Below are 20,068 nucleotides of genomic sequence, written 5' to 3' on the forward strand. Positions count from 1 at the left end.
CCTGTTCTCGATGTGCATCCTCGAGGAGATGCAGTGGAAGCGCACCCGCTACATCACCTCGGCCGACTTCTTCCACGGCACCCTCGAGCTCGTGGAGCCCGGCGTCCCGGTCTTCCTGTTCATGGGCGAGGACGAGAACCGCAAGCTCGACGAGCGCGTCCGCGCCTTCCTGACCCGCGGCGTGACCGGCGACACCGACATCAACGTCATCGACACCGCCGAGTTCGCGATCCCCGGCCTTGACGACGAGTTCCGCGTCATCGTGTCTCCGTGGATCCTCTCCTCGCTGATCACCGATCGCCTTGCCGCTTACTACGAGACGGTCACCAAGCACAACCTTAACTATCGCCGCTACTATCACCAGTTCGACTATTAAGAGCAAATAACGTTTATGTAATTGGGCCCCGCTCCTATATGGAACGGGGCCTCGTTTAGGTTGGAGAGTAATTATGAGCTACCCCCTGCTTGCCGTCATGAATATCAGCCATCGTTATTTTGACCTTGAAGAATTCTTTTCTTCGGCAGCGGCCTCGGGCTACACATGTTGCGAGCTTTGGACCGGGGCGATGCATCTGTATGTCGATTGCCATGGATACGATTCGCTCGAGCAGGTGCGGGGGCTGTCACAGCGGTATGGGGTTCGGATTGTGGGGCTTTGTCCCGAACAGAACAACCCCAAGCCGTGGAATATCGCAGCGCGCGGGAATGAGGCACGTGCCCGCACGCTCGCGTACTTTAAAAACGTTGTGGATATCGCGGCGGAACTTGGAGCCGAGCAGGTCACGGTCTCGAGTGGCTGGGCATTTTTGAACGAACCGATCGAGGATGCGTGGGGTCGCAGCACCTCGATGCTGCGTGCAATTGCCGAGCATGCGGGAGAGCACGGCGTGCGACTGGTACTCGAGGCCCTACAGCCGGTTGAGTCGATGATCGTGAACTCGGCGGCCGACACGAAACGCATGATCGAGGCAGTTGATCATCCAGCACTTAAGGCGTGTCTGGATATGGGCGCCATGGCGGTGGCGGGGGATACCATCGACGATTATTTCGATCTGCTTGGCGATGATGTCGCCCACGTGCATTTTGTCGATGTTGCGGCAGATGGCACGACGCATCTTGCCTGGGGTGACGGCGACCGCGATATGCACGCCGACCTGGATAGGCTGGTGGCGCGCGGCTATCGCGGAGTTGTTTCGGCCGAGACCTATGACTGGCGCTATTTTGCCGACCCCGCAGCTGCCGATGCGCAGGTAATGGCAGAGTATCGTCGTGCGATTGGCGCCTAAGTGGGACAGGGCGCCGAGCTGGCGTTTGGCGAATTTTAGTTTGGCGCTCTCTGAGAAATGGGACAGACTTTCCGCTTGAAGCCCAACCGGAAAGCCTGTCCCGGAATGAGCCTCCAGAATGGGATGTACTTTCCGTATGCGGTCCTATCCGGAAAGTACATCCCATTCCAAGCCCAAATTCCGGGACGCACTTTCCGCTGAAGACCTCAACCGGAAACCGCATCCCGTTCTGGACTGTAATTTCGGGGCGCAGTTTCCGCCAGAAGTCTCAACCGGAAACCGCATCCCAGTTTTTGGCCGGCGGGCGGGATGTGCCTCCTCCATTGTTTCCAAATGAATACGCTGTGAGCCGAGGGGGACGGTTCTCCCCGCAAGCACTCTAGTATGCTAAAGTACCCAGAAGACCGGCGGAGCTATGCCGGTCTTCTGTTCTATAAGAAACACAGCATGAGGAGGCTCACCAGATGACGGCCACACCGTGGGGATTCCGGGACATATTGCCCGAGGAGGCTCAGGCGCGCGAGGAGATTGCGCTGACGGTGAAGGGCTGCTTCAGGGAGCATCATTACCTTCCGGTCGAGACGCCGCTGCTCGAGGACAAGGGTTCGCTCGAGGAGGGCGGCCGCATTGCGGACACGCCGTTTAAGCTCTTTGATGACGACGGTCGCCTGCTGGTGGTCCGTCCCGACAACACGCTGCCGATCGTGCGCCTGGTTTCGACCCGCATGCGTGCGGCCGATCTGCCCCTGCGCCTTCGCTACGAGGCGCCGGTGGTTCGCGAGTGCCAGCGCAATGCCGGTGGCTCGCGTCAGTTTACGCAGCTGGGCTTTGAGCTTATCGGTGCGGGCGATACCGCGGGCGATGTAGAGATTGTTTCACTGGTGGCCGAGGCCGTGCGTAAGCTGGCGCTTCCCGATGCTCGTATTATCGCAGGTAGCGTGCGTCCTTTTAAGGAGCTGCTCGCGGCGTGCGAGGATCGCGAGCTGGCAGCCGAGGCCCTGCGCTGCGTGCATGCCAACGACTTTGTGGGCCTCGATGCCCGCGTGGCTGCCAGCACCGAGTCTGATGCCGTCAAGGCCGCCATTAGCGAACTGCCGCGCCTGCACGGTGGTGCCGAGGTGCTCGACCGCGTGGACGCGCTGCTGGAGGCCGCCGGTATCGCCGCGCCGCCGACGCGCGAGCTGCGTGCCCTGGTCGAGGGTTTGGCTCCCGAGGACGCCCAGGTGCTGTCGTTCGATTTCTCCATTATGAACTCTTTCGATTACTACACGGGCCTGGTCTTTAAGGCCTATGCCGGCGGCTTGCCCGATCCGGTCGGTTCGGGCGGACGCTACGACTCCATCTTTACCGGTGCATTTGGCGACGGCATCGAGGTGCCGGCTGCGGGCTTCGCCTTTTCGCTCGAGCGCCTGGAGGCCGCGCGTACCTCGGCAGAGGACACCGCTTCCGACGGCGATCACGCCGCGGGCCGTGGCGCCGAGGGTCCGCTGCGCATTGCCGTGCCCAAGGGCTCGCTTAAGGCAGACACGCTCGACGTGCTCGAGGCCGCGGGCCTGGACGTCTCTGAGTTGCGTGACCCCGGCCGTCACCTGATTGTGCGCGGTCGCGACACGCGTGCCGGTGAGGGCACGGTCGGCGATATCGAGTTTGTTATCGTGCGACCCAGCGATGCGCCCGCCTTTGTGGGCTGCGGTGGCGCCGATTGCGGCATCTGCGGCTGGGATTCGCTCATCGAGGCCGACCTCAACCTGCTGCAGCTGGTCGACCTGGGCTATGGCCTGTGCACCTTTATCGAGGCGGAGCCCGCGTGGCGCGCCGGCCAGGCCGAGCGCAACTATGCCCGCCGCGGTTCGCTTCGCGTGGCAACCAAGTACCCGCGCATCGCGAGTGCCTGGTATGCCGAGCGCGGTGTGAACGCCGATATCGTCTCGCTGCACGGCAACATCGAGCTGGGCCCCATCGTCGGCATGACCGACCGCATCGTGGATATTACCGCCACGGGTGCCACGCTGCGCGACAACGATTTGGTCATCACCGGCCGCATTATGGACTGCACGGCGCGCTTTTTTGTCAACCCGGGTGCCGCTCGCTTAGATCCGCGCGTACGCAATCTGGCAGATCGCTTGGCGGCGGCCGTTAAGGACAAGCATTTTGAGCCCGTTGCGGGCTCGGCACAATAGCGCGAGCACGCACGGGCGCCCCAACGTCTGGGCTGCGGGCCGATGGGCGCCGCCGCCCGGCCTCTCGTTTTTCGAACACAACCTCGACCGATAGGGGATACCGATATGAAGACTATCAAGCTTGCTCCCGGTGAGCGTCTCGTTACCAACCAGCTCAACCGCAAGGGCGTGCTGCCGCAAGACATCGTCGACGCCGCCCGCGATATCGTGGCCAACGTGCGCGCCAACGGCGATGCCGCGGTGCGCGACTACTGTCAGCGTTTTGACGGTGTTGAGCTGCAGAGCTTCCGTCTGCCGCAAGAGCAGATCGATGCCGCGCTCGAAGGCCTCGACCCGGCCTTTGTCGCGGCGCTCGAGAAGGCTGCGCGCCAGATTCGCGAGTTCCACCAGCGCGAAGTCGAGCAGAGCTGGTTTACCACGCGTGCAGATGGCACCATGCTCGGCGTTAAGGTGACCCCGCTTGCGGCGGCCGGCATCTACGTGCCGGGCGGTCGCGCGCAGTATCCCTCCACGGTGCTCATGAATGCCATTCCCGCCAAGGTGGCCGGCGTTGAGCGCGTGGTCATGGTGACCCCGCCGCAAAAGGACGGCCTGATCAGTCCCTACACGCTCGCGGCGGCAAAGCTCGGCGGCGTGGACGAGATCTATATGGTGGGCGGCGCCCAGGCCGTGGCCGCGCTGGCGTACGGTACCGAGACCATTCCGCGCGTCGACAAAATCACCGGTCCGGGCAACGCCTTTGTTGCCGCGGCCAAGCAGATTGTCTCGGGCGACGTGGGCATCGACATGGTCGCCGGCCCCTCCGAGGTCTGCGTGCTGGCAGATGCCACGGCCAAGCCCATGGTGGTCGCGGCTGACCTGATGGCCCAGGCCGAGCACGATCCGCTAGCAGCTTGCTATCTGGTGACCTGCGACGAGCAGTTTGCGCGCGAGGTCGAGGCGGGTATCGACATTTTGGTGGCACAGTCCCCGCGTGCCGAGATCACGCGCGCCTCGCTCGACAACGAGGGCACCATCGTGGTGGCCGCCGATATGGCTGCTGCCGTCGAGGCGGTGAACACCGTGGCGCCCGAGCACCTGGAGCTGCACTGCAAGGATGCGATGGGCCTGCTCGGCGGCATTCGCAACGCCGGCGCCATCTTTGTGGGCGCTTGGAGCTCCGAGCCGCTTGGCGATTATGTTGCCGGCCCCAACCACACGCTGCCGACCGGCGGCACGGCCATGTTCTCCAACCCGCTTTCGGTCGAAGAATTCGTCAAGCGCTCGAGCGTCATTTGCTATACGCCCGAGGGCCTGCTCTCGGACGCTCCCGCGACGCAGCGCCTGGCCGAGGCCGAGGGCCTGTGGGCGCACGCGCTTTCCGCCGCGCTGCGTCGCCGTGTGCTGGAGCAGGGCGAGGGTGCCGTGAGTGCTGAGTCTCTGGCCGCGGCCGACCTGACCAAGGTCGCCTGGCCGGGCGACGCCGTGGCGACGGTCGCCGAGGGTGTGGACCTAGCGGCTGCAAGCGCGGATGGCGCTGGCGCGACCGGCGAGGAGGCCTAATATGGCCGAGCTGACGTCTCGCATGAAGGAGCTCGTCCAGCCCTACTTGGCTGGCATTGAGCCCTATAATCCCAACTTTACGCCCACGCGTATCAACCTTTCGGCCAACGAGAACACCTATCCCGTGCCGGCTGGCGTGCGCGAGGCGGTCGACGCCGCCTTGGCTGCCACGCCGCTCAACCGCTACCCCGATCCCATGTCCTGTGACCTGCGCGACGAGCTTGCCGCTTGGCATGGCGTGGCGCGCGAGAATATCTGCGTGGGCAACGGCGGCGACGAGCTGCTCTATAACTACCTGCTGGCGTTTGGCGGCGCGGGGCGGACCCTGCTCAACTGCCCGCCGTGTTTTAGCGAGTATGCGTTCTTTGCGTTGCTCTGTCAGACCGAGTTGCGCGACGTGTGGCGCGACCCGGCGACCTTTGAGCTCGACCAGGCCGCCGTGCTCGCGGCGGCGCCCGAGTGCAACCTGGCCATTGTGACCTCGCCCAATAACCCCACGGGTGACGTGGCACCGCTCGACTTTGTCGCGGCCCTGTGCGATGCGTGCCCCGGCGTGGTGATGGTCGACGAGGCCTACGTGGAGTTCGCCGACGCTTCGTTTGGCGCGGCCACCACAGCGCAGGGACTTATCGCCGAGCATCCCAACCTGGTGATCCTGCATACGCTGTCCAAGGCGTTTGGCGCCGCCGGCACGCGTCTGGGCTATGTGATTGCGGCGCCCGAGGTCATCGACGTGTTCGCGGCGATTCGCCAGATCTATTCGGTCAACGTGCTGAGCCAGGCGGCGGCGCTTGCCTGCGTGCGCGCCCGCGATGCGTATGCGCCCGTGGTGGCACGGGTCGCATCCGAGCGCGAGCGCGAACTGTGTGCCCTGCGCGCAATGGCTGCCGGGGGTCTGCCCGTGGAGGCATGGCCGAGTGCGGCGAACTTTGTGCTCGTGCGCACGCCGCATGCTACGCGCGTGCGTGAGCGCCTGCGCGACGAGTATTCGATTTTGGTGCGCGACTTTAGCTACGCGCCGGGGCTTGCAGACTGTCTGCGCATTACCGTGGGCACCCCGCAGGAAAACGATGAGGTGCTGGCTGCGTTTGCCGCGCTGGTGAAGGAGGAGATGTAGATGAGCCGTTATGCCGAGGTGGTCCGCAAGACGGGGGAGACCGATATTGTTGTCAAACTCGACCTGGACGGAACCGGTGCGTGCGATATCTCGACCGGCGTGCCGTTTTTCGACCACATGCTCAACGCCTTTGGCCGCCATGGCCTGTTTGATTTGACGGTGCATGCAGTAGGCGACGTGGAGGTCGACGCGCACCATATCGTCGAGGACACGGGCATTGTGCTGGGTGAGGCGTTTTGCCAAGCGCTGGGCGACAAGGCGGGTATTACGCGCTTTGCAGACGCGGCGATTGCCATGGACGAGACGCTCGTGATGGCCGCCGTGGACATTTCGGGTCGCGGCCAGGCCTACTGCGAGCTGCCCGTGCCGACCGAACGTGTGGGCAGCTTCGATACCGAGCTGGCCGTCGAGTTCTTCTATGCCTTTGCGCGCGATGCCAAGCTCACGCTGCACGTGCGCGAGCTCGCAGGCGGCAACTCGCATCACATTATCGAGGCCGCCTTTAAGGCCGTGGGCCGCACGATGCGCCACGCCTGCGAGCTCGATCCCCGCGTGCAGGGCATCCCCAGCACCAAGGGCTCGCTGTAACCTACCAAAAAGGGACAGGTTTATTTTGGCAGGTTTTATCTGCGGAAATGCTGTCTTATACGGTGGGTGAACGTTTAGCCGACCAAAATAAACCTGTTCCTTTTTGGCAGGTTTTGAATGGGAAAAAGGAGGGTCGCGTGGGCGAACCGAAGATCGTGGTGGTCGACTACCACAAGGGTAACTTGTCGAGCGTCGTGCGCGGGCTTGTGCGCGCCGGTGCCGCCGCCTGCACGTCGGACGATCCGGAGCAGATCCGCCGCGCCGACGGCCTGGTCATCCCGGGCGTGGGTGCGTTCTATGACGCGATCGCCTTTATGCGCCAGAGTGGCGAGGAGGCGGCCGTGTTCGACGCCGTCGCCGCCGGAACCCCGCTGTTCGGCATCTGCCTGGGCCTTCAGCTATTTTTTGAGCGCGGCAACGAGGGCGTGCCTGCGGACGAGGGCGCGATCGCCGACGGCAGCGCCCCCGAGCAGGCTGGCGGTCCCTGGGTCGATGGCCTGGGCATTATGCGCGGTTCGTGCACGCGCTTGGAGTCGAGTCGACTGAAGGTGCCGCACGTGGGCTGGGACCAGGTGCACATGACGCCCGCCGGTGCGGCCGATCCGCTGCTTGCCGGTTTTGCCGAGGGTGCCAACATGTACTTCACCCACAGCTACGCGGTGGCTGACGACGCCGATGCCGCCGATGTGCTGGCGTGCACACACTATACGCGGAGCTTCCCGTGCATCGTGCGCCATGGCAACGTGTGGGGCTGCCAGTTCCATCCCGAGAAATCCTCCGCGCTGGGTCAGCGCATCCTTAAGAACTTTGTGAGCATCGTCGAGGAGGTTGGCCGATGATCCTGTTTCCCGCAATCGATCTGATCGGCGGCAAGGTCGTGCGCCTGGAGCGCGGTGACCGCAGCCGCTGCAAGGTATATTCCGACGACCCTGTGGCCGTTGCCCGCACGTTTGCCGAACAGGGCGCGAGCTGGGTGCACGTCGTCGACCTGTCCGCTGCCTTTGGCGAGGACGAGGGCGCACGTGCTGCCAACTCGGCGGCGATTAAGGCCATCTGCGGCGTCGACGGTCTGTCCGTGGACGTGGGCGGCGGCGTCCGCTCGCTTGCGCGCATCGACGAGTTGGCAGGCTACGGCGCATGCCGTATCGCGCTGGGCACCGTGCTGGTGACCGAGCCGGGTTTTGCCGAAGTGGCAGCCCAAGGCTTTGGCGAGTTACTGGTGGCAGACATCGCCGCGCGCGACGGTCAGGTCAAGGTGAACGGCTGGCGCGACGGCGCAGGTGTGGCGCTCGACGATGCCGTGGCGCAGCTTTCCGAGCTGGGCTTTAAGCATCTGGTGTATACCGACATCGCGCGCGATGGCATGCAGACGGGTATCGATGTGGCGGCGTATCGCCATGTGGCCGAGGTCGCGGGCTTTCCAGTCGTGGCTTCGGGCGGCATCTCGACGCTCGACGACATCCGCGCACTGGCCGCGGTGGGTGAGGGCGCGATTGAAGGCGCCATTACCGGCCGTGCGCTCTACGAGGGCAACTTTACGCTGGCCCAGGCGCTGGCCGCCGCCCGAGGGGAGGAGTAGCCCATGCTTACCAAGCGCGTAATTCCCTGTCTGGACGTCAAGGACGGCCGCGTGGTCAAGGGAGTTAACTTTGTGAGCTTGCGCGATGCGGGCGATCCGGTGGAACTGGCGCGTGCCTACGACCGCGAGGGTGCGGACGAGGTCGTCTTCCTGGACATTACCGCGACGAGCGACAACCGCGCGACGACCATCGAGATGGCGGCACATGCGGCCGAGGAGCTCGCCATTCCCTATACCGTGGGCGGCGGCTTTCGCGACCTGGCGGGCATGCGCACCATGGTTGCCGCCGGCGCCGACAAGGTGTCGCTCAACTCGGCGGCCGTGCGCGATCCGTCGCTGATTAGCCAGGCTGCCGCGGCGTTTGGCAGCCAGGCCGTGGTCGTGGCGATCGATGCCAAGCGCGTCGGCTTGCCCGGCGCATCCGGTGCCGACAAGTGGGAGGTCTTTACCGCAGGAGGTCGCAACGCCACGGGCATCGACGCGGTGGCGTGGGCCGAGGAGGCGGCTCGTCGCGGCGCCGGCGAGATCTTGCTCACCAGCATGGACCGCGACGGCACCAAGGCCGGCTTTGATTTGGCGCTCACCCGCGCCGTGGCCCGCGCGGTGCCAATCCCCGTCATCGCGAGCGGCGGCGTGGGCACGCTCGAGCATTTTGCCGAGGGCGTGATCGAGGGCGAGGCCGACGCCGTGCTGGCGGCGAGCGTCTTTCACTTTGGAACCTTCAGCATTCGCCAGGTGAAGGAGTATATGGCCTCTCAAGGCATCCCTGTCAGGTTGGACTTCTAGCGCTGCGGCTTGCCCAGGCACCGCATCTTGCCGCTCAAACCGTCGCTCGCGTACCAAAGTACGCGTCGCTCCTCTTTCGCGGCAACCTGCGGCACCTGGACAACCCTCGCCGACCTGCGAAGTTTGAATTGGGGAGAGAAATGGAAGAGATAACCGATCCTTCAAAGCTTGCGTACGACGCCCGCGGGCTGATTCCTTGTGTGGTTCAGCAGTATGACACCGGCGAGGTGCTCATGGTTGCCTGGATGAACGAGGAGTCGGTGGGGCTGACGCTCAAGACCGGCACCACGTGGTTTTGGAGCCGCAGTCGCCAGGAGCTCTGGAACAAGGGCGCGACGAGCGGCAACATGCAGGAGGTTCGCGAACTCTGGGCCGACTGCGATAGCGATACGCTGCTGGTCAAGGTTGACTCGCCGGGTCCGGCCTGCCATACCGGCAACCGTACCTGCTTCTTTAAGAAACTCGCGTAGGGCGGGCGCTCGACCAGGCGCTTGGCCAACCAGAAAGGATTGAACCATGGGTGTGCGTACTGCAAATGTTCAGGATGGAAATATCGGCGAGACGCTAACGGGGCTGGCCGAGGTGATTCACGGTCGTCGCGATGCGTCGCCGCAGGAAAGCTATACCGCTCGACTGCTGACCGATGTGGAGGATGAGCTGCTCAAGAAGCTTGCCGAGGAGGCGAGTGAGGTGATCATGGCCTGCAAGGATAACGACCATGATCACATTCGCTACGAGGCTGGCGACCTGGTCTACCACCTGCTCGTGACGCTTGAGCGCTACGGCATTACCCTCGACGAGCTGGCCGGCGAACTCAACGCCCGCCGCCACTAGTCGTTAAAGAACGTCCCCGATGACCATAGAAGTTGCGGTGGAATAGTTCTTGTTTGACGGCCTTAGGGCTATAAATAGGAGCTATTTCACCGCAACTTATGAAGGGATGGCTAGGCGAGGGGCGTGGACTCCCATTCGCCGGTGGGGTGGGGGATGTCGAAGGTTCGGTAGCCGCAGTCGTAGGCATGGGCTTGGGCCTCGCGGATATTCCAGCAAATATCACAGGCGCGGTGCGCATCCGAGCCAAAGGTAATGGGCGCCTCAGCATGGGCAAAGCAGCGCAAAAGGCCGGTCGCGGGATAGTAGTCGTCGAGCCCCTTGCGCGGTGCGGCGGTCGAGACCTCAACGCGGCGGCCCGTATCGTGCGCACACTCGGCCATCTGCTGCCAAAACGGCGCGGGGTCAAAGTCGGGCGCAAAGCCTTCCTTCGAAAAGCGCATGACCAGGTCGGGGTGAGCCATCACATCAAAGTTGAGCGAGCTTTCGCAGGCGCGGCACCAGTCATCGACATAGCGCTCCCACACGCCGCGCACGCCTAAGTTTTCCCAAACGTGCAGGTTGGTGTCGTCGTCGATCCAGCCGCAGCGTGAGTCGGGCGTATCGGGGCGTGCGACGCCCTCTGTCCCCGTCGTGCCCGCGGCGCCTGCCATGATATTGCCCGGGTTACCAATCCAATGCACGCTGCCCAGGCGTACGACGGCGCCCCGGGACCAGCGCTCAACCAAAGGCTCGCAGCCTTCGTACCAATCGCACTCAAAGCCATAGACAAGCTCGAGCTCCGGCGCAATCTGCGCGGCAAGCTTGCGGGCATCCTCAAAAGCCAGACGATGCGCCGGCAGGTCGCCCTCGACAACCTGCACCTCGCAGGTGGCATCCATGCTGGCAGGCAGGGTAAGGTGATCGGCCGAGACCATGGTGCGGCAACCGGCCGCAGCAGCGGCGCGGACATTGTCTTCAAACGAGGCGTGTCCGTCCGAAAACGAGGTGTGAGTATGGCAATCGACCAGCGGGCAAGCAGGCATGGCGGCTCCTTTGCGTCAAGCGAATCTGCTCCATTGTAACGGCGCGGCCCCCAGTGCGATGTGCGCGCCGGGGGCCGAAATCGACTGGAAAGGACGGGCGGCGCATAAGGGCGGGCTCGCGACATCGGCCTTGCTTCGAATCATGTACCTCAGCCTCCAAAACTGACAAAAAATGACATGTTTGGAGGCTGATGTACATGTTTGGCCGAGGCGGTGGAGTGTCGGTTCTTGCATACAAGGAAAATCGCGCTCATCGCGCGCCGCCACACTTGCGCCGCTCGCGATGTGCTAGCGTTTGGGTGAATAAAACGAGCCCGTGCGGAAAGGAGCCGGACCGTATGCAACGTGGAAGTACATCTCCGCTGTCCCGCGAGACCGATGCGCCCGAAACCATCGTCAAGCTGGAGTGCGACATCGACGACGCGTCGCCCGAGGTGCTCGCCTACGCCGCCGACCGCCTGCGCGAGGCCGGCGCGCGTGAGGTGCACTGGCTGCCCCTCTATTGCAAGAAAGGCCGCCCTGGCTGGCAGTTGCAGGTAATCTGCACCCACGAGGATATCGAGTGTCTGCAGACGATCATCTTTTTGGAAACCACGACCAATGGCATTCGCCGCCAGGTTATGGAGCGCGTTTGCCTGCCGCGCTACTTTGAGCGCGTAACGACGCCGTGGGGCGAGGTGTCCGTCAAGGTGGCCACCTTGCCCGACGGCAGTGAGCGTGCGGCGCCCGAGTACGAAGACTGCGCCCGCCTTGCCCGTGAGCACAATGTGCCGCTCCAACGCGTGATGCAGGCGGCCCAGAGCGCGGCACTGCGATTTGAATAACGCGGCTGGTGGCGACATTCCGCGCCCGGCCACGTCAACCCCACCCTCACCCCGAAAGGACCTCCATGAAATACCTCATCGCTTCTGACATCCACGGCTCGGCATATTGGACTGAGCGCCTCTGCGCCGCCATCGAAGCCGAGCAGCCCGACCGCATCGTCCTGCTGGGCGACCTGCTTTATCACGGTCCGCGCAACGACCTGCCGCGCGACTACGCTCCCAAGCGCGTGATTCCGTTGCTCAACGCCCTGGCCGACCGCATTATCGCGGTGCGCGGCAACTGCGACGCCGAGGTCGACCAGATGGTTCTCGACTTTCCCGTCATGGCGGACTACGCCACACTGTTCGACGAGGTCGGCCGCGAGCTGTTCCTGACGCACGGCCACGTCTTTGGCGCCGGCATGCACAACAGCGTCGACCACGTGCCCGCGCTGCCCGAGGGCTCCGCGCTCGTCTACGGCCACACGCACGTCAAGGTCAACGAGGAAAGCACCGCGCACCCGGGTCTGTGGCTCTTCAATCCCGGCAGCGTGAGCATCCCCAAGGACGGCACGCACAGCTATGGTATCTACGAGGGCGGCGCGTTCCGCCATGTGATCATGGAGGAGGACTAACCATGGCCGAGCACATGGCTCAGCAAAATGCCGAAGGTTCGCGCGACCTGTCCACGCTGGTCGATGCATCGGCCGAGTTACAACATCTGGTACAGACTATCTGGCGCCTGCGTCAGCCCGACGGCTGCCCGTGGGACCGCGAGCAGACGCACCAGAGCATTGGCAAGAACATGATCGAGGAGGCCTACGAGGCGCTCGACTGCATCGAGGCGGATGACGCGGCCCATCTTCGCGAGGAGCTGGGCGATGTGCTCATGCAAGTCGTGCTGCATGCGCAGATCGCGGCGGACGCCGGCGAGTTTACGCTGGCCGACGTGGCGCGCGATATCGACGCCAAGCTCATTCGCCGCCATCCGCACGTGTTTGGCGATGTGGATGCCGACAACTCCGATGAGGTGCTCAAGATTTGGGACGAGGTCAAACTTGCCGAGAAGGCCGCCAAGGACCAGGCCGTGGCGGCGGGCGATGCTGCGCCCGAGGGCCTGCTCGACGGCGTGCCCACGCATCTGCCGGCGCTGATGCAGGCTCAGAAGGTGTCGCGCAAGGCGGCTGCCGTGGGCTTTGAGTGGGATACGGTCCAGGACGTGTGGGACGAGGTCGCCGAGGAACGTGCCGAGTTTGAGGCCGAGGAGCCCGGAACACCCGAGCGCGAGATGGAGTTTGGTGACCTGCTCTTTGCCCTGGTCAACGTTGCGCGCAAGGAGGGCATCGACGCCGAGAGCGCCCTTCGTGCCAGCACGGCCAAGTTCCGCCGCCGTTGGGCCGCAATGGAGCAGATGGCGGCCGATGCCCATGTTGATCTTGCCGAGCTTTCGACCCACGGGCTCAACGACCTGTGGGATGCCGCAAAGGCAGAGGAGTAGGACACGGTGTTGGTCGGCGGGGCGTAAGGGCGGCGTCCCGTCGACTTGCCCGTTGGCGACCACGCGCGCTCGAGTAATGGATTTGTCCTACGGCTCGTCCGGCTGGTCCTCCCGCGTGCTATAACTAAAGGACTTAGCGCAAACAAACCTCAACCGCACAAGGCGCACATGGATCAGATTTACGACAACAGGCACTATTCCGCCGGTTCGCGCGAACCGTCACCTCGCCGTGCGCATTCGGTGCAGCTTGGCGGGTCTGGTTATCCTGGCGCTGATCGCTCCAGGTATAGCTCGCCGGCGACTTCGCATCCCAATGCTCAGCCAAATAGTTCCTCGGACAGTCCGGTGCGCCCATCGCGTTCCAAGCATGCGTCGCGCCCTTCGACCCAGGCGTCCGACAAGCCGCGCCGTCCCTCAAGCCGTCTTTCGGGTTCGGACTTTATGCACTACGCCAACGATAACGCGGTGGTCAAGGCAATCTATGATTTTACCCACGGTCCCCAGCGAGGGCTGTTTGTTGGCATTGTCGTCGCCCTGGCGCTCGTGAGCCTGTACTTCCCGGTGCGCGACCTGTATGTGGCAAAACGCTCGAGCGACATCTTGGCCAAGCAGGTCGAGATTCGCGAGCAATATAATGACGACCTGCAAAAAAGCGTCGACAAGCTGCTCTCGGAGGAGGGCATTAAGGACGCGGCGACCGAGGACCTGGGTCTGGTGATGCCCGGCGAGAAGAGGATTGAAGTGCAGGGCCTGGACGACGATTCCGATACCTCGTCGAGCCAGAAGTCGTCGAACGCCAAGAAGGCCAGCGAAGTTGCCAAGGAAATCGAAGAGGTCGGCAAGGACGCGCCGTGGTACATCCAGACGCTTGACATGCTGTTTGGATTTAACGGCGTCGAGGGCCAGGCAGTCGTGTCCAATGGCGAGTAGCGCCCGGAGGGGGGCCGCAATGACGAATTGCAAACGATATAAGGTGGCGGCGATTGACCTGGGAACGGTGTCGTCGCGACTGGTGCTGGCCCAGGTCGAGGACGGGGCGATCGTGGAATCGTCCAAGCATACCGAGATTACCGACTTGGGCGAGGGCGTGGACGCAACGGGGCGCTTTTGTGAGGCGGCCGTTGGGCGCGTGCTCGCTGCGTGCCGAATGTTTGTGGACGAGGCCCGTGCCTTTGGGGCCGCGTGCATCTGCACCACGTGCACGAGCGCCGCGCGCGATGCGTCCAATGCCACGCTGCTGCTGGACGGCCTGCGCGAGCTGGGGCTCGAGCCGCAGGTGATTCCGGGCGAGGTCGAGGCGCGCCTGACGTTTTTTGGCGTGGCGCACGACTTTACCGGCGAGCGCATCATTGTTACCGATTCGGGTGGCGGATCCACGGAGCTCGCGACGGGCGTCTATGCGCCGGAGCGTGGGGTCTTTGCGCTGGAGGGAACGCGCTCGCTGGACATCGGTTGTCGCCGCGTGACGGAGCGGTTTTTCTCGGCGCTGCCGCCAACGGGCAGCGAGCTTGCCGCCGCTGGGGCGTGGGCAAACGAGCAGTTTGCAGGCTACTTTAAGAGCTTGCCTGTCGACTTTGAGCGAGCCGAGCGCCTGGTCGCGGTGGGTGGCACCGTCACCACGCTCGTTGCGCTCGTTCACGAGCTGGAGCCGTATGATTCGAGTTTTGTGCACCTGCGCGAGCTTTCGCTGGACCAGGTTTCGGCCGCTATCGAGCGCATGTCCTCGCTGGATGTCGCGGGCATCGCCGCGTTGCCAGGCGTGCAACCCAAGCGTGCGGGCGTGATCCTGGCTGGTGCTGTGGTGATTCGCGAGCTCATGCGAGCCGGCGGCTACGACGCGCTCACTGTAAGCGAGAACAGTCTGCTCGCCGGAATGGCTGCCACCATCAACGAGGTTCTCGACGGCGCGACCCCCACCATCGCCTGGACCCCCAGCCTCAGCGTCCTTTAACCATCCCCTCATAAGTTGCGGTGAAATAGTTCCTAAATGGGCTGATAAACTGCCAAAACAGGAACTATTCCACCGCAACTTCTTAGAGGCTTGACGGTGTCCAAAAGAAGCGAGCCCGCATTCCAAAGGGACACGGGCTCGTAAACAATACGTGGTAGGGGCGGTGGGACTCGAACCCACAATCCTTGCGGCGAGAGATTTTAAGTCTCCTGCGTATGCCAATTCCGCCACGCCCCCGTAAGACTAGAAGTCTAGCACAAGCCGTCCGTTACGCGTTGACGGCCATCGAGTGTTGGCCCGACTTCTCGAGGAACTCTTGGAACTTTGCCTCGTCGCCCTTGTTTTGGTACTGCAGGGCCAGCAGGTACTCCAGTCGGCAGCGCTTGACCGGGTCGTTGCCGACATCCTCGAGCATGCGCTCCAGCTCGGGAATGTCGTTGTGGCGCTTGAGGATCATCGTGTCGTACATCAGCTGGCATTCGTGCGCGACTGCCTCGGCTTGGCCACCCTCAAAGCCCTTGATCTCGTGCAGCAGCTCCTTGGACTTTTTGCGGTCCTCCTGGCCAACGTAGTAGTTAAAGGCCTTGATCACTAGATCGACGCGCTGCATCTTGGGCAGGTTGAGCCCCAGCAGCAGGTCAAACATCTCGTCGGCGCGCTCGTGGTCCTCGCGCAGCAGATAGGAGTTCAGGCGCAGGTAGTCGCGGTTGTAGCGCGGGTACAGCATGCTGGTGAGTTTGCCGTCGAGCAAACGATCGAACTCGTCCCACTGTTTGGCGGCCATGAGCCGCTGCAGGCGTTTAAACGTGGTGCGTTTTTTGATGCTAAAGAGCAGCGACACGGCGATACAGATGACAACGACGACGGTCCAGAGTGTGCGGGAATCGGGCATATTGAGCTCCTCGGTCGCTCGTAAAACAAGCGGTATGACAAAACGTACTAGATGTATTATACGCAGCGTGCAAGCAAACTGACACAAAAGTGCATCGAGGCCGAGCGCCATCGCTCGCTGCGGTACACTTACCTAAAGTAAACCATGAAGGGAGACATTACCTATGAAGAAGATCGTTTTGGCTTGCGGTGCTGGCGCTGCTACTTCCACGCTCGTTGCCCAGAAGGTCGCTACCATGCTCGACGCCAACGGTTACGCCGGCAAGTATGAGATCGTGCAGTGCGCCATTTCCGAGGCCAAGGACGCTTGCGACGAGGGCGCCGACCTGCTGATCGCCACCACCGTTGCCCCCGAGGGCCTCACCTGCCCGTACGTGAGCGGCGTGCCCTTTATGACCGGCATGAACCGCGTCGCTGCCGAGAAGGCCGTTCTCGACGTCATGGCTCAGTAGACGCTGCCTGTATGAACGAGCAGAACGCCAACCCGGTCGAGCTCTTTGGCATGCGCGTTGCCCATGTGGGCATTAACGCCACCGACCCGGCAGACGCCCTGGAGATCGCGGAGCTGTTCTCGACGATGATGGGCCTGCCCGTCAGCGAGACCCCGATTTCGTACTTTAACGACTCGCTGGTCGAGATTATGAAGCAGAACGGTCGTGGCGCCAAGGGCCACATAGGCTTTGCCGTCAACGACATCGATGCTGCCGAGAAGTGGTTTGCCGAGCACGGGCTCGAGGTCAACGAGGAGTCGCGCGTGCTGCTGCCCGACGGCGGCACCAAGCTTGTGTACTTTAAGCGCGAGTTCGCCGGCTTCGCCGTGCACCTGTGTCGCGAGTAGCGCGCAAGCTGCTATAACGAAAAAAGGGATAGGGCCGCATGGCCCTATCCCTTTTTTATGCCGAGGGGTCGACCTTTTGAGGGGACATGAAATCGGGGTCTAATACTTTTCCCGAGAAGTGAACGAGCAGAATTGGACCCCCGAAGCATCGACACTTTGAGGGTACCGTTTCCTGCGGTTTTGATGCTGGAATCCTGCGACTTTCCCGTCGAAAAATGTGGATGCTTCAGGGGTCCAAATACGCTCGTTCACTTCTCCGGAAAAATATTAGACCTCGATTCACGAGGGGGCTTCCTACCGTGGCAGGCGAATCGTAAAGCGGCTGCCGACGCCCTCGACCGAGGTCACGCCAATGGCGCCGCCATGGCTATCGACAATCCACTTAGCAATGGCAAGCCCCAGGCCCGAGCCCTGCGCGCCGGCATCGCGTGCGTTGTCGGCGCGGTAGAACCGTTCAAACGCGTGAGCTGCGGACTCCTGGTTCATACCGATACCCTCGTCCTCAACACTTATGTCGATCGCGCCCGTGCCCGTATCGGGAGTTATGGCAAACGTGACGGTCGTTCCCGCGTTCGAATACTTGGCGGCGTTCTGCACGATCACGCGCAGAGCCTGCTTCACAAGCGCCACGTCGACAGGTGCGTCGCAGCGCGGATCGTTGGCAAATGCAGCGTCAAAAGCCAGCCGATACGTGTGCGCGGCGTCGATCATCTGCGATTCCTCGCACACCTCGCCGGCCAGTGCGGCCAGGTTGGTATGCGCACGCCGCAGGACCGTGCGCCCGGCATCGCCGCGTGCCAAAAACAGCAGCTGCTCCACGAGCTCCTGCATATGCTCGCTTTCGGCCTTGAGGGACGCGATGGATTCCGCCAGCACGTCCGGGTCGTCTTTGCCCCAGCGGTCGAGCATGTTTACGTAGCCCTGAATCACCGCGATGGGCGTGCGCAGCTCGTGGCTCGCGTCGTTGACAAAGCGCATCTGCTGCAGCTTGGCCTCTTGCATCTGACGCAGCAGACGGTTGAGTGCGACCTCGATGCTCGCCAGGTCGGCGTCGCCGGTGGTGACACTCGGCGAATCGACGCTTGCGCGCTCAATGGCCTGCTCCAGCGTTTCCATCTTGCCGCCGGCGAGCTGCATGCGACCGAGCTCGTCTACGCGTAGGGCCAGGTCGTTGAGCGGTGCCATGGTGCGGCGCACGCGGCGGGCGCCACCGAGCATGTTGAGCACGCTGATGACCTGCCAGCTTGCAACGATGATGTAGAGGGGCCATAGCGCGAAGAGATCCTGTGCGAGGGGGAAGGTCTTGGTGGCGCGCACAAGCTCGACGGTATAGGTGATTGTTGTCAGGTCCCAGTCGCGCGCGGGCTTCAGCGACATGCCGTGAACGGCGGCGCTGGGGATCCATCCTGCGGTAAACGCGCCTTCGGGCAGCGTCTGGTTGTATCCATAGACGAGGATCGCCGCCGCAATCACCATCAGCAGCAGATCGAGCCAGACGTAGCTCATCAGGCGGCGCCATATATAGCTCCAGTTGATGGCGCGGGCGATGGAGGTGACACGCTTGGCCTCGGCGTTACGCACGGCAGGCATAGCCCACCCCGCGCACGGTCTGGATGATGCGGGCGCCGCCGGCGTCCTCGATCTTGGCACGCAGGTGCGCGATGTGCACGTCGACGTTGTTGGTGTCGCCCACGTATTCGTAGCCCAGCGCCTCGTGCGCGATGCGCTCGCGTGTGAGCACGGTTTCGGCATGTGCCATAAGCAGGGCGAGAACGTCGAACTCGCGGGCCGTGAGCGCGATGGGCGAGCCGCCGACCGTGACTTCGCGGCGGTCGGGGTCGAGCACGACCGAGCCCACGGTGAGCGCGGCGGGAGAGGGCGCGACGGAAGCCTTGGTCGACTCGCTGACCGGGGGTACCGCAGCGGCGTCGCCGCCCACGCCGCCCGTCATGCCCGCCCCAGCGCCGGCGCCGCCAACGCCCGAAGCCGCCCGCACGGCCTCCGCGCGCTTCAGCGCCACGCGAATCCGTGCGAACAGCTCCTCAATCGCAAACGGCTTGGTCAGGTAATCGTCGGCGCCGGCATCGAGGCCGGCCACCTTGTCCATCACGGCATCGCGCGCGGTAACCATAATCACCGGCACATCCTTGTGCTTGCGGACACGCCGCAGGACCTCCATGCCGTTGAGCTGCGGCAACAGCACATCGAGCAGAATCAGATCGTAGTCGCGCTCCAGCGCCAAGTCCACGGCGGTGCGGCCGTCGGCGGCGTGCTCCACCTGGTAGCCCTCGTGCTCCAGCTCGAGCGTCACAAAGCGGGCGATTTTCTCCTCGTCCTCTACGATCAGGATCTGTGTCATGCGTGTCCCCGTCTGCGATTACTTGTCGTCGTTCAGGTTTTGCTTGATGTCGTCCGCGGCGTCGGCGGCGTGATTCATAAGGTTGTTGATGCTGCCGGGCACGTCGCCGTCGCTATCGATGCGGTAGCGCATGCCAAAGAACAGGCCAATCAGCATGAGCCATATCGTGGCGCCCCAGGCAAACAGGGCGACGATGGGGATCAGGATGGGAATGTTGAGGATGATGGCGTCGCGGCGCGTGGCGATAAACTTGGTGTCCAGGCTCAGGCGGAAGAGCTTTTTGAGGTACTCCCACACGCTGTCCATCTTCTTGGAAAAGTCAGTCTTTTCGCTCGACTTCTCGTAGGCTGCCTGCGCGGCGACCATCTCGGCCGAGGGTTCATCGGCCGGCTCGGATTCGGTGGCGGCGTGCGCCGATGTGGCCTGGGTCTTGCCTTGCGATTCGAGCCAAATGATGGCATCCAGAACGTTGCCGTCGGCGGCGTCGAGCGCGGCCTTGGCATCGGTGTAGCTCACGTTGCACTTGGTGCGGATGGTTTCAACTTTTTCGAGGTCGTCCATGACCTGTCCTTTCGTTCGATGGGCGCGACGTCGGGCGATCTGCCCGGGCACGAGCGTTGCGTTCGGCGGCCTGCGTTGCGCGGCGCCGCCCCGCCCTTGGTCGAACTTTATAGTGCAGGTTATAGATTAAGCGATTCTTGAGCCAAGATTAATGTTGGATGAGTTTTTGGGTGGTGTGAGGGAGGAGCGGAATGTGTCTATTGGGTTGCGCGGGGGAGAAACGACTCGCCTTT

The 20,068-nt window shown here is 63.2% G+C and carries 22 protein-coding genes, 1 tRNA gene and 1 pseudogene; 18 read left to right on the top strand and 6 right to left on the bottom strand.

All coding sequences use genetic code 11. The features are described 5' to 3' along the window. The 11 genes and pseudogenes from ACTNB2_RS03700 to hisE all read left to right on the top strand — a co-directional run. Window positions 1-376 (top strand): annotated as a pseudogene (locus tag ACTNB2_RS03700) (SIS domain-containing protein); the annotation flags it as partial. A gap of 73 nt (window positions 377-449) precedes the next feature. Further along, a complete protein-coding gene (locus ACTNB2_RS03705) occupies window positions 450-1,286 on the top strand; it encodes a sugar phosphate isomerase/epimerase family protein (protein ID WP_441040919.1) in 837 nt (278 codons plus the stop codon). Between the two features lie 464 nt (window positions 1,287-1,750). Further along, a complete protein-coding gene (hisG, locus tag ACTNB2_RS03710; RefSeq protein ID WP_441040918.1) occupies window positions 1,751-3,466 on the top strand; it encodes an ATP phosphoribosyltransferase in 1,716 nt (571 codons plus the stop codon). A gap of 105 nt (window positions 3,467-3,571) precedes the next feature. After that, the gene (gene hisD / locus ACTNB2_RS03715; RefSeq protein ID WP_441040916.1) at window positions 3,572-5,008 is read left to right on the top strand and encodes a histidinol dehydrogenase; all 1,437 of its coding nucleotides are present in this window, start codon (window positions 3,572-3,574) and stop codon (window positions 5,006-5,008) included. Between the two features lies 1 nt (window position 5,009). After that, the gene (hisC, locus tag ACTNB2_RS03720) at window positions 5,010-6,125 is read left to right on the top strand and encodes a histidinol-phosphate transaminase (RefSeq protein ID WP_441040915.1); all 1,116 of its coding nucleotides are present in this window, start codon (window positions 5,010-5,012) and stop codon (window positions 6,123-6,125) included. After that, window positions 6,126-6,713 (top strand): imidazoleglycerol-phosphate dehydratase HisB, encoded by a 588-nt coding sequence (gene hisB / locus ACTNB2_RS03725; protein WP_441040913.1) that lies wholly within the window; start codon window positions 6,126-6,128, stop codon window positions 6,711-6,713. 137 nt (window positions 6,714-6,850) lie between these two features. Continuing rightward, the gene (hisH, locus tag ACTNB2_RS03730; RefSeq protein ID WP_441040911.1) at window positions 6,851-7,552 is read left to right on the top strand and encodes an imidazole glycerol phosphate synthase subunit HisH; all 702 of its coding nucleotides are present in this window, start codon (window positions 6,851-6,853) and stop codon (window positions 7,550-7,552) included. Beyond that, complete coding sequence (locus ACTNB2_RS03735; RefSeq protein ID WP_427718862.1) at window positions 7,549-8,292, top strand: HisA/HisF-related TIM barrel protein; 744 nt, start codon at window positions 7,549-7,551, stop codon at window positions 8,290-8,292. The genes hisH and ACTNB2_RS03735 overlap by 4 nt, the downstream gene beginning before the upstream one ends. A gap of 3 nt (window positions 8,293-8,295) precedes the next feature. Then, window positions 8,296-9,078, top strand: coding sequence for an imidazole glycerol phosphate synthase subunit HisF (gene hisF, locus ACTNB2_RS03740; RefSeq protein ID WP_117769949.1), 783 nt, complete (start codon window positions 8,296-8,298; stop codon window positions 9,076-9,078). A gap of 140 nt (window positions 9,079-9,218) precedes the next feature. Beyond that, window positions 9,219-9,548 (top strand): phosphoribosyl-AMP cyclohydrolase, encoded by a 330-nt coding sequence (hisI, locus tag ACTNB2_RS03745; RefSeq protein WP_154515095.1) that lies wholly within the window; start codon window positions 9,219-9,221, stop codon window positions 9,546-9,548. Between the two features lie 46 nt (window positions 9,549-9,594). Then, window positions 9,595-9,912, top strand: coding sequence for a phosphoribosyl-ATP diphosphatase (gene hisE / locus ACTNB2_RS03750; RefSeq protein ID WP_006235893.1), 318 nt, complete (start codon window positions 9,595-9,597; stop codon window positions 9,910-9,912). A 110-nt stretch (window positions 9,913-10,022) separates the two neighbouring features. On the opposite strand, the gene ACTNB2_RS03755 is transcribed toward hisE, so the two are convergent. Continuing rightward, window positions 10,023-10,934, bottom strand: a complete 912-nt coding sequence (locus ACTNB2_RS03755; protein ID WP_441038899.1) for a PHP domain-containing protein — start codon at window positions 10,932-10,934, stop codon at window positions 10,023-10,025. A gap of 338 nt (window positions 10,935-11,272) precedes the next feature. On the opposite strand from ACTNB2_RS03755, the gene larC reads away from it, so the two are divergent. The 5 genes from larC (at window position 11,273) to ACTNB2_RS03780 (ending at window position 15,186) form a co-directional block, all read left to right on the top strand. After that, window positions 11,273-11,758 carry a nickel insertion protein gene (larC, locus tag ACTNB2_RS03760; protein ID WP_441040909.1) on the top strand — a complete coding sequence of 162 codons (486 nt, stop codon included), beginning with the start codon at window positions 11,273-11,275 and terminating at the stop codon, window positions 11,756-11,758. Between the two features lie 65 nt (window positions 11,759-11,823). Then, window positions 11,824-12,372 carry a phosphodiesterase gene (yfcE, locus tag ACTNB2_RS03765; protein WP_154515089.1) on the top strand — a complete coding sequence of 183 codons (549 nt, stop codon included), beginning with the start codon at window positions 11,824-11,826 and terminating at the stop codon, window positions 12,370-12,372. Window positions 12,373-12,374: 2 nt separating this feature from the next. Beyond that, on the top strand, window positions 12,375-13,235 hold the full coding sequence (gene mazG / locus ACTNB2_RS03770) for a nucleoside triphosphate pyrophosphohydrolase (RefSeq protein WP_441040908.1): 861 nt from the start codon (window positions 12,375-12,377) through the stop codon (window positions 13,233-13,235). 168 nt (window positions 13,236-13,403) lie between these two features. Continuing rightward, window positions 13,404-14,165 carry a hypothetical protein gene (locus ACTNB2_RS03775; RefSeq protein WP_441040906.1) on the top strand — a complete coding sequence of 254 codons (762 nt, stop codon included), beginning with the start codon at window positions 13,404-13,406 and terminating at the stop codon, window positions 14,163-14,165. 19 nt (window positions 14,166-14,184) lie between these two features. Next, a complete protein-coding gene (locus ACTNB2_RS03780) occupies window positions 14,185-15,186 on the top strand; it encodes a Ppx/GppA phosphatase family protein (protein WP_441040905.1) in 1,002 nt (333 codons plus the stop codon). A 152-nt stretch (window positions 15,187-15,338) separates the two neighbouring features. Here the strand turns inward: ACTNB2_RS03780 and ACTNB2_RS03785 are convergent. After that, window positions 15,339-15,423, bottom strand: a tRNA-Leu gene (locus tag ACTNB2_RS03785). Between the two features lie 31 nt (window positions 15,424-15,454). After that, window positions 15,455-16,078 carry a hypothetical protein gene (locus tag ACTNB2_RS03790; protein WP_427718884.1) on the bottom strand — a complete coding sequence of 208 codons (624 nt, stop codon included), beginning with the start codon at window positions 16,076-16,078 and terminating at the stop codon, window positions 15,455-15,457. A 163-nt stretch (window positions 16,079-16,241) separates the two neighbouring features. Here ACTNB2_RS03790 and ACTNB2_RS03795 point away from each other — a divergent pair, with 163 nt between their 5' ends. After that, window positions 16,242-16,529 carry a PTS sugar transporter subunit IIB gene (locus ACTNB2_RS03795; RefSeq protein WP_055252380.1) on the top strand — a complete coding sequence of 96 codons (288 nt, stop codon included), beginning with the start codon at window positions 16,242-16,244 and terminating at the stop codon, window positions 16,527-16,529. A gap of 11 nt (window positions 16,530-16,540) precedes the next feature. Then, complete coding sequence (locus tag ACTNB2_RS03800) at window positions 16,541-16,915, top strand: VOC family protein (RefSeq protein WP_427718886.1); 375 nt, start codon at window positions 16,541-16,543, stop codon at window positions 16,913-16,915. Between the two features lie 294 nt (window positions 16,916-17,209). On the opposite strand, the gene ACTNB2_RS03805 is transcribed toward ACTNB2_RS03800, so the two are convergent. Genes ACTNB2_RS03805 through ACTNB2_RS03815 form a run of 3 tightly spaced genes read right to left on the bottom strand, consistent with a single transcriptional unit; the run spans window position 17,210 to window position 19,835 of the window. Continuing rightward, window positions 17,210-18,505, bottom strand: coding sequence for a sensor histidine kinase (locus ACTNB2_RS03805; protein WP_441040904.1), 1,296 nt, complete (start codon window positions 18,503-18,505; stop codon window positions 17,210-17,212). Then, a complete protein-coding gene (locus ACTNB2_RS03810) occupies window positions 18,489-19,274 on the bottom strand; it encodes a response regulator transcription factor (protein WP_441040903.1) in 786 nt (261 codons plus the stop codon). Before ACTNB2_RS03810 ends, ACTNB2_RS03805 begins: the two co-directional genes overlap by 17 nt. Window positions 19,275-19,292: 18 nt before the next feature. Beyond that, a complete protein-coding gene (locus ACTNB2_RS03815; protein WP_441040901.1) occupies window positions 19,293-19,835 on the bottom strand; it encodes a DUF4342 domain-containing protein in 543 nt (180 codons plus the stop codon). Between the last annotated feature and the right edge of the window lie 233 nt (window positions 19,836-20,068).

The organism is Collinsella sp. HCP28S3_G2 (assembly GCF_052065125.1).
Lineage (GTDB): Bacteria > Actinomycetota > Coriobacteriia > Coriobacteriales > Coriobacteriaceae > Collinsella.

What these genes read in the sequence shown, in the direction of transcription:
- ACTNB2_RS03705 (WP_441040919.1), top strand. Translation starts at nt 450, where the DNA reads ATGAGCTACCCCCTGCTTGCCGTCATGAATATCAGCCATCGTTATTTT.
- hisG (WP_441040918.1), top strand. Translation starts at nt 1,751, where the DNA reads ATGACGGCCACACCGTGGGGATTCCGGGACATATTGCCCGAGGAGGCT.
- hisD (WP_441040916.1), top strand. Translation starts at nt 3,572, where the DNA reads ATGAAGACTATCAAGCTTGCTCCCGGTGAGCGTCTCGTTACCAACCAG.
- hisC (WP_441040915.1), top strand. Translation starts at nt 5,010, where the DNA reads ATGGCCGAGCTGACGTCTCGCATGAAGGAGCTCGTCCAGCCCTACTTG.
- hisB (WP_441040913.1), top strand. Translation starts at nt 6,126, where the DNA reads ATGAGCCGTTATGCCGAGGTGGTCCGCAAGACGGGGGAGACCGATATT.
- ACTNB2_RS03735 (WP_427718862.1), top strand. Translation starts at nt 7,549, where the DNA reads ATGATCCTGTTTCCCGCAATCGATCTGATCGGCGGCAAGGTCGTGCGC.
- hisF (WP_117769949.1), top strand. Translation starts at nt 8,296, where the DNA reads ATGCTTACCAAGCGCGTAATTCCCTGTCTGGACGTCAAGGACGGCCGC.
- hisI (WP_154515095.1), top strand. Translation starts at nt 9,219, where the DNA reads ATGGAAGAGATAACCGATCCTTCAAAGCTTGCGTACGACGCCCGCGGG.
- hisE (WP_006235893.1), top strand. Translation starts at nt 9,595, where the DNA reads ATGGGTGTGCGTACTGCAAATGTTCAGGATGGAAATATCGGCGAGACG.
- ACTNB2_RS03755 (WP_441038899.1), bottom strand. Translation starts at nt 10,934, where the DNA reads ATGCCTGCTTGCCCGCTGGTCGATTGCCATACTCACACCTCGTTTTCG.
- larC (WP_441040909.1), top strand. Translation starts at nt 11,273, where the DNA reads ATGCAACGTGGAAGTACATCTCCGCTGTCCCGCGAGACCGATGCGCCC.
- yfcE (WP_154515089.1), top strand. Translation starts at nt 11,824, where the DNA reads ATGAAATACCTCATCGCTTCTGACATCCACGGCTCGGCATATTGGACT.
- mazG (WP_441040908.1), top strand. Translation starts at nt 12,375, where the DNA reads ATGGCCGAGCACATGGCTCAGCAAAATGCCGAAGGTTCGCGCGACCTG.
- ACTNB2_RS03775 (WP_441040906.1), top strand. Translation starts at nt 13,404, where the DNA reads ATGGATCAGATTTACGACAACAGGCACTATTCCGCCGGTTCGCGCGAA.
- ACTNB2_RS03780 (WP_441040905.1), top strand. Translation starts at nt 14,185, where the DNA reads ATGACGAATTGCAAACGATATAAGGTGGCGGCGATTGACCTGGGAACG.
- ACTNB2_RS03790 (WP_427718884.1), bottom strand. Translation starts at nt 16,078, where the DNA reads ATGCCCGATTCCCGCACACTCTGGACCGTCGTCGTTGTCATCTGTATC.
- ACTNB2_RS03795 (WP_055252380.1), top strand. Translation starts at nt 16,242, where the DNA reads ATGAAGAAGATCGTTTTGGCTTGCGGTGCTGGCGCTGCTACTTCCACG.
- ACTNB2_RS03800 (WP_427718886.1), top strand. Translation starts at nt 16,541, where the DNA reads ATGAACGAGCAGAACGCCAACCCGGTCGAGCTCTTTGGCATGCGCGTT.
- ACTNB2_RS03805 (WP_441040904.1), bottom strand. Translation starts at nt 18,505, where the DNA reads ATGCCTGCCGTGCGTAACGCCGAGGCCAAGCGTGTCACCTCCATCGCC.
- ACTNB2_RS03810 (WP_441040903.1), bottom strand. Translation starts at nt 19,274, where the DNA reads ATGACACAGATCCTGATCGTAGAGGACGAGGAGAAAATCGCCCGCTTT.
- ACTNB2_RS03815 (WP_441040901.1), bottom strand. Translation starts at nt 19,835, where the DNA reads ATGGACGACCTCGAAAAAGTTGAAACCATCCGCACCAAGTGCAACGTG.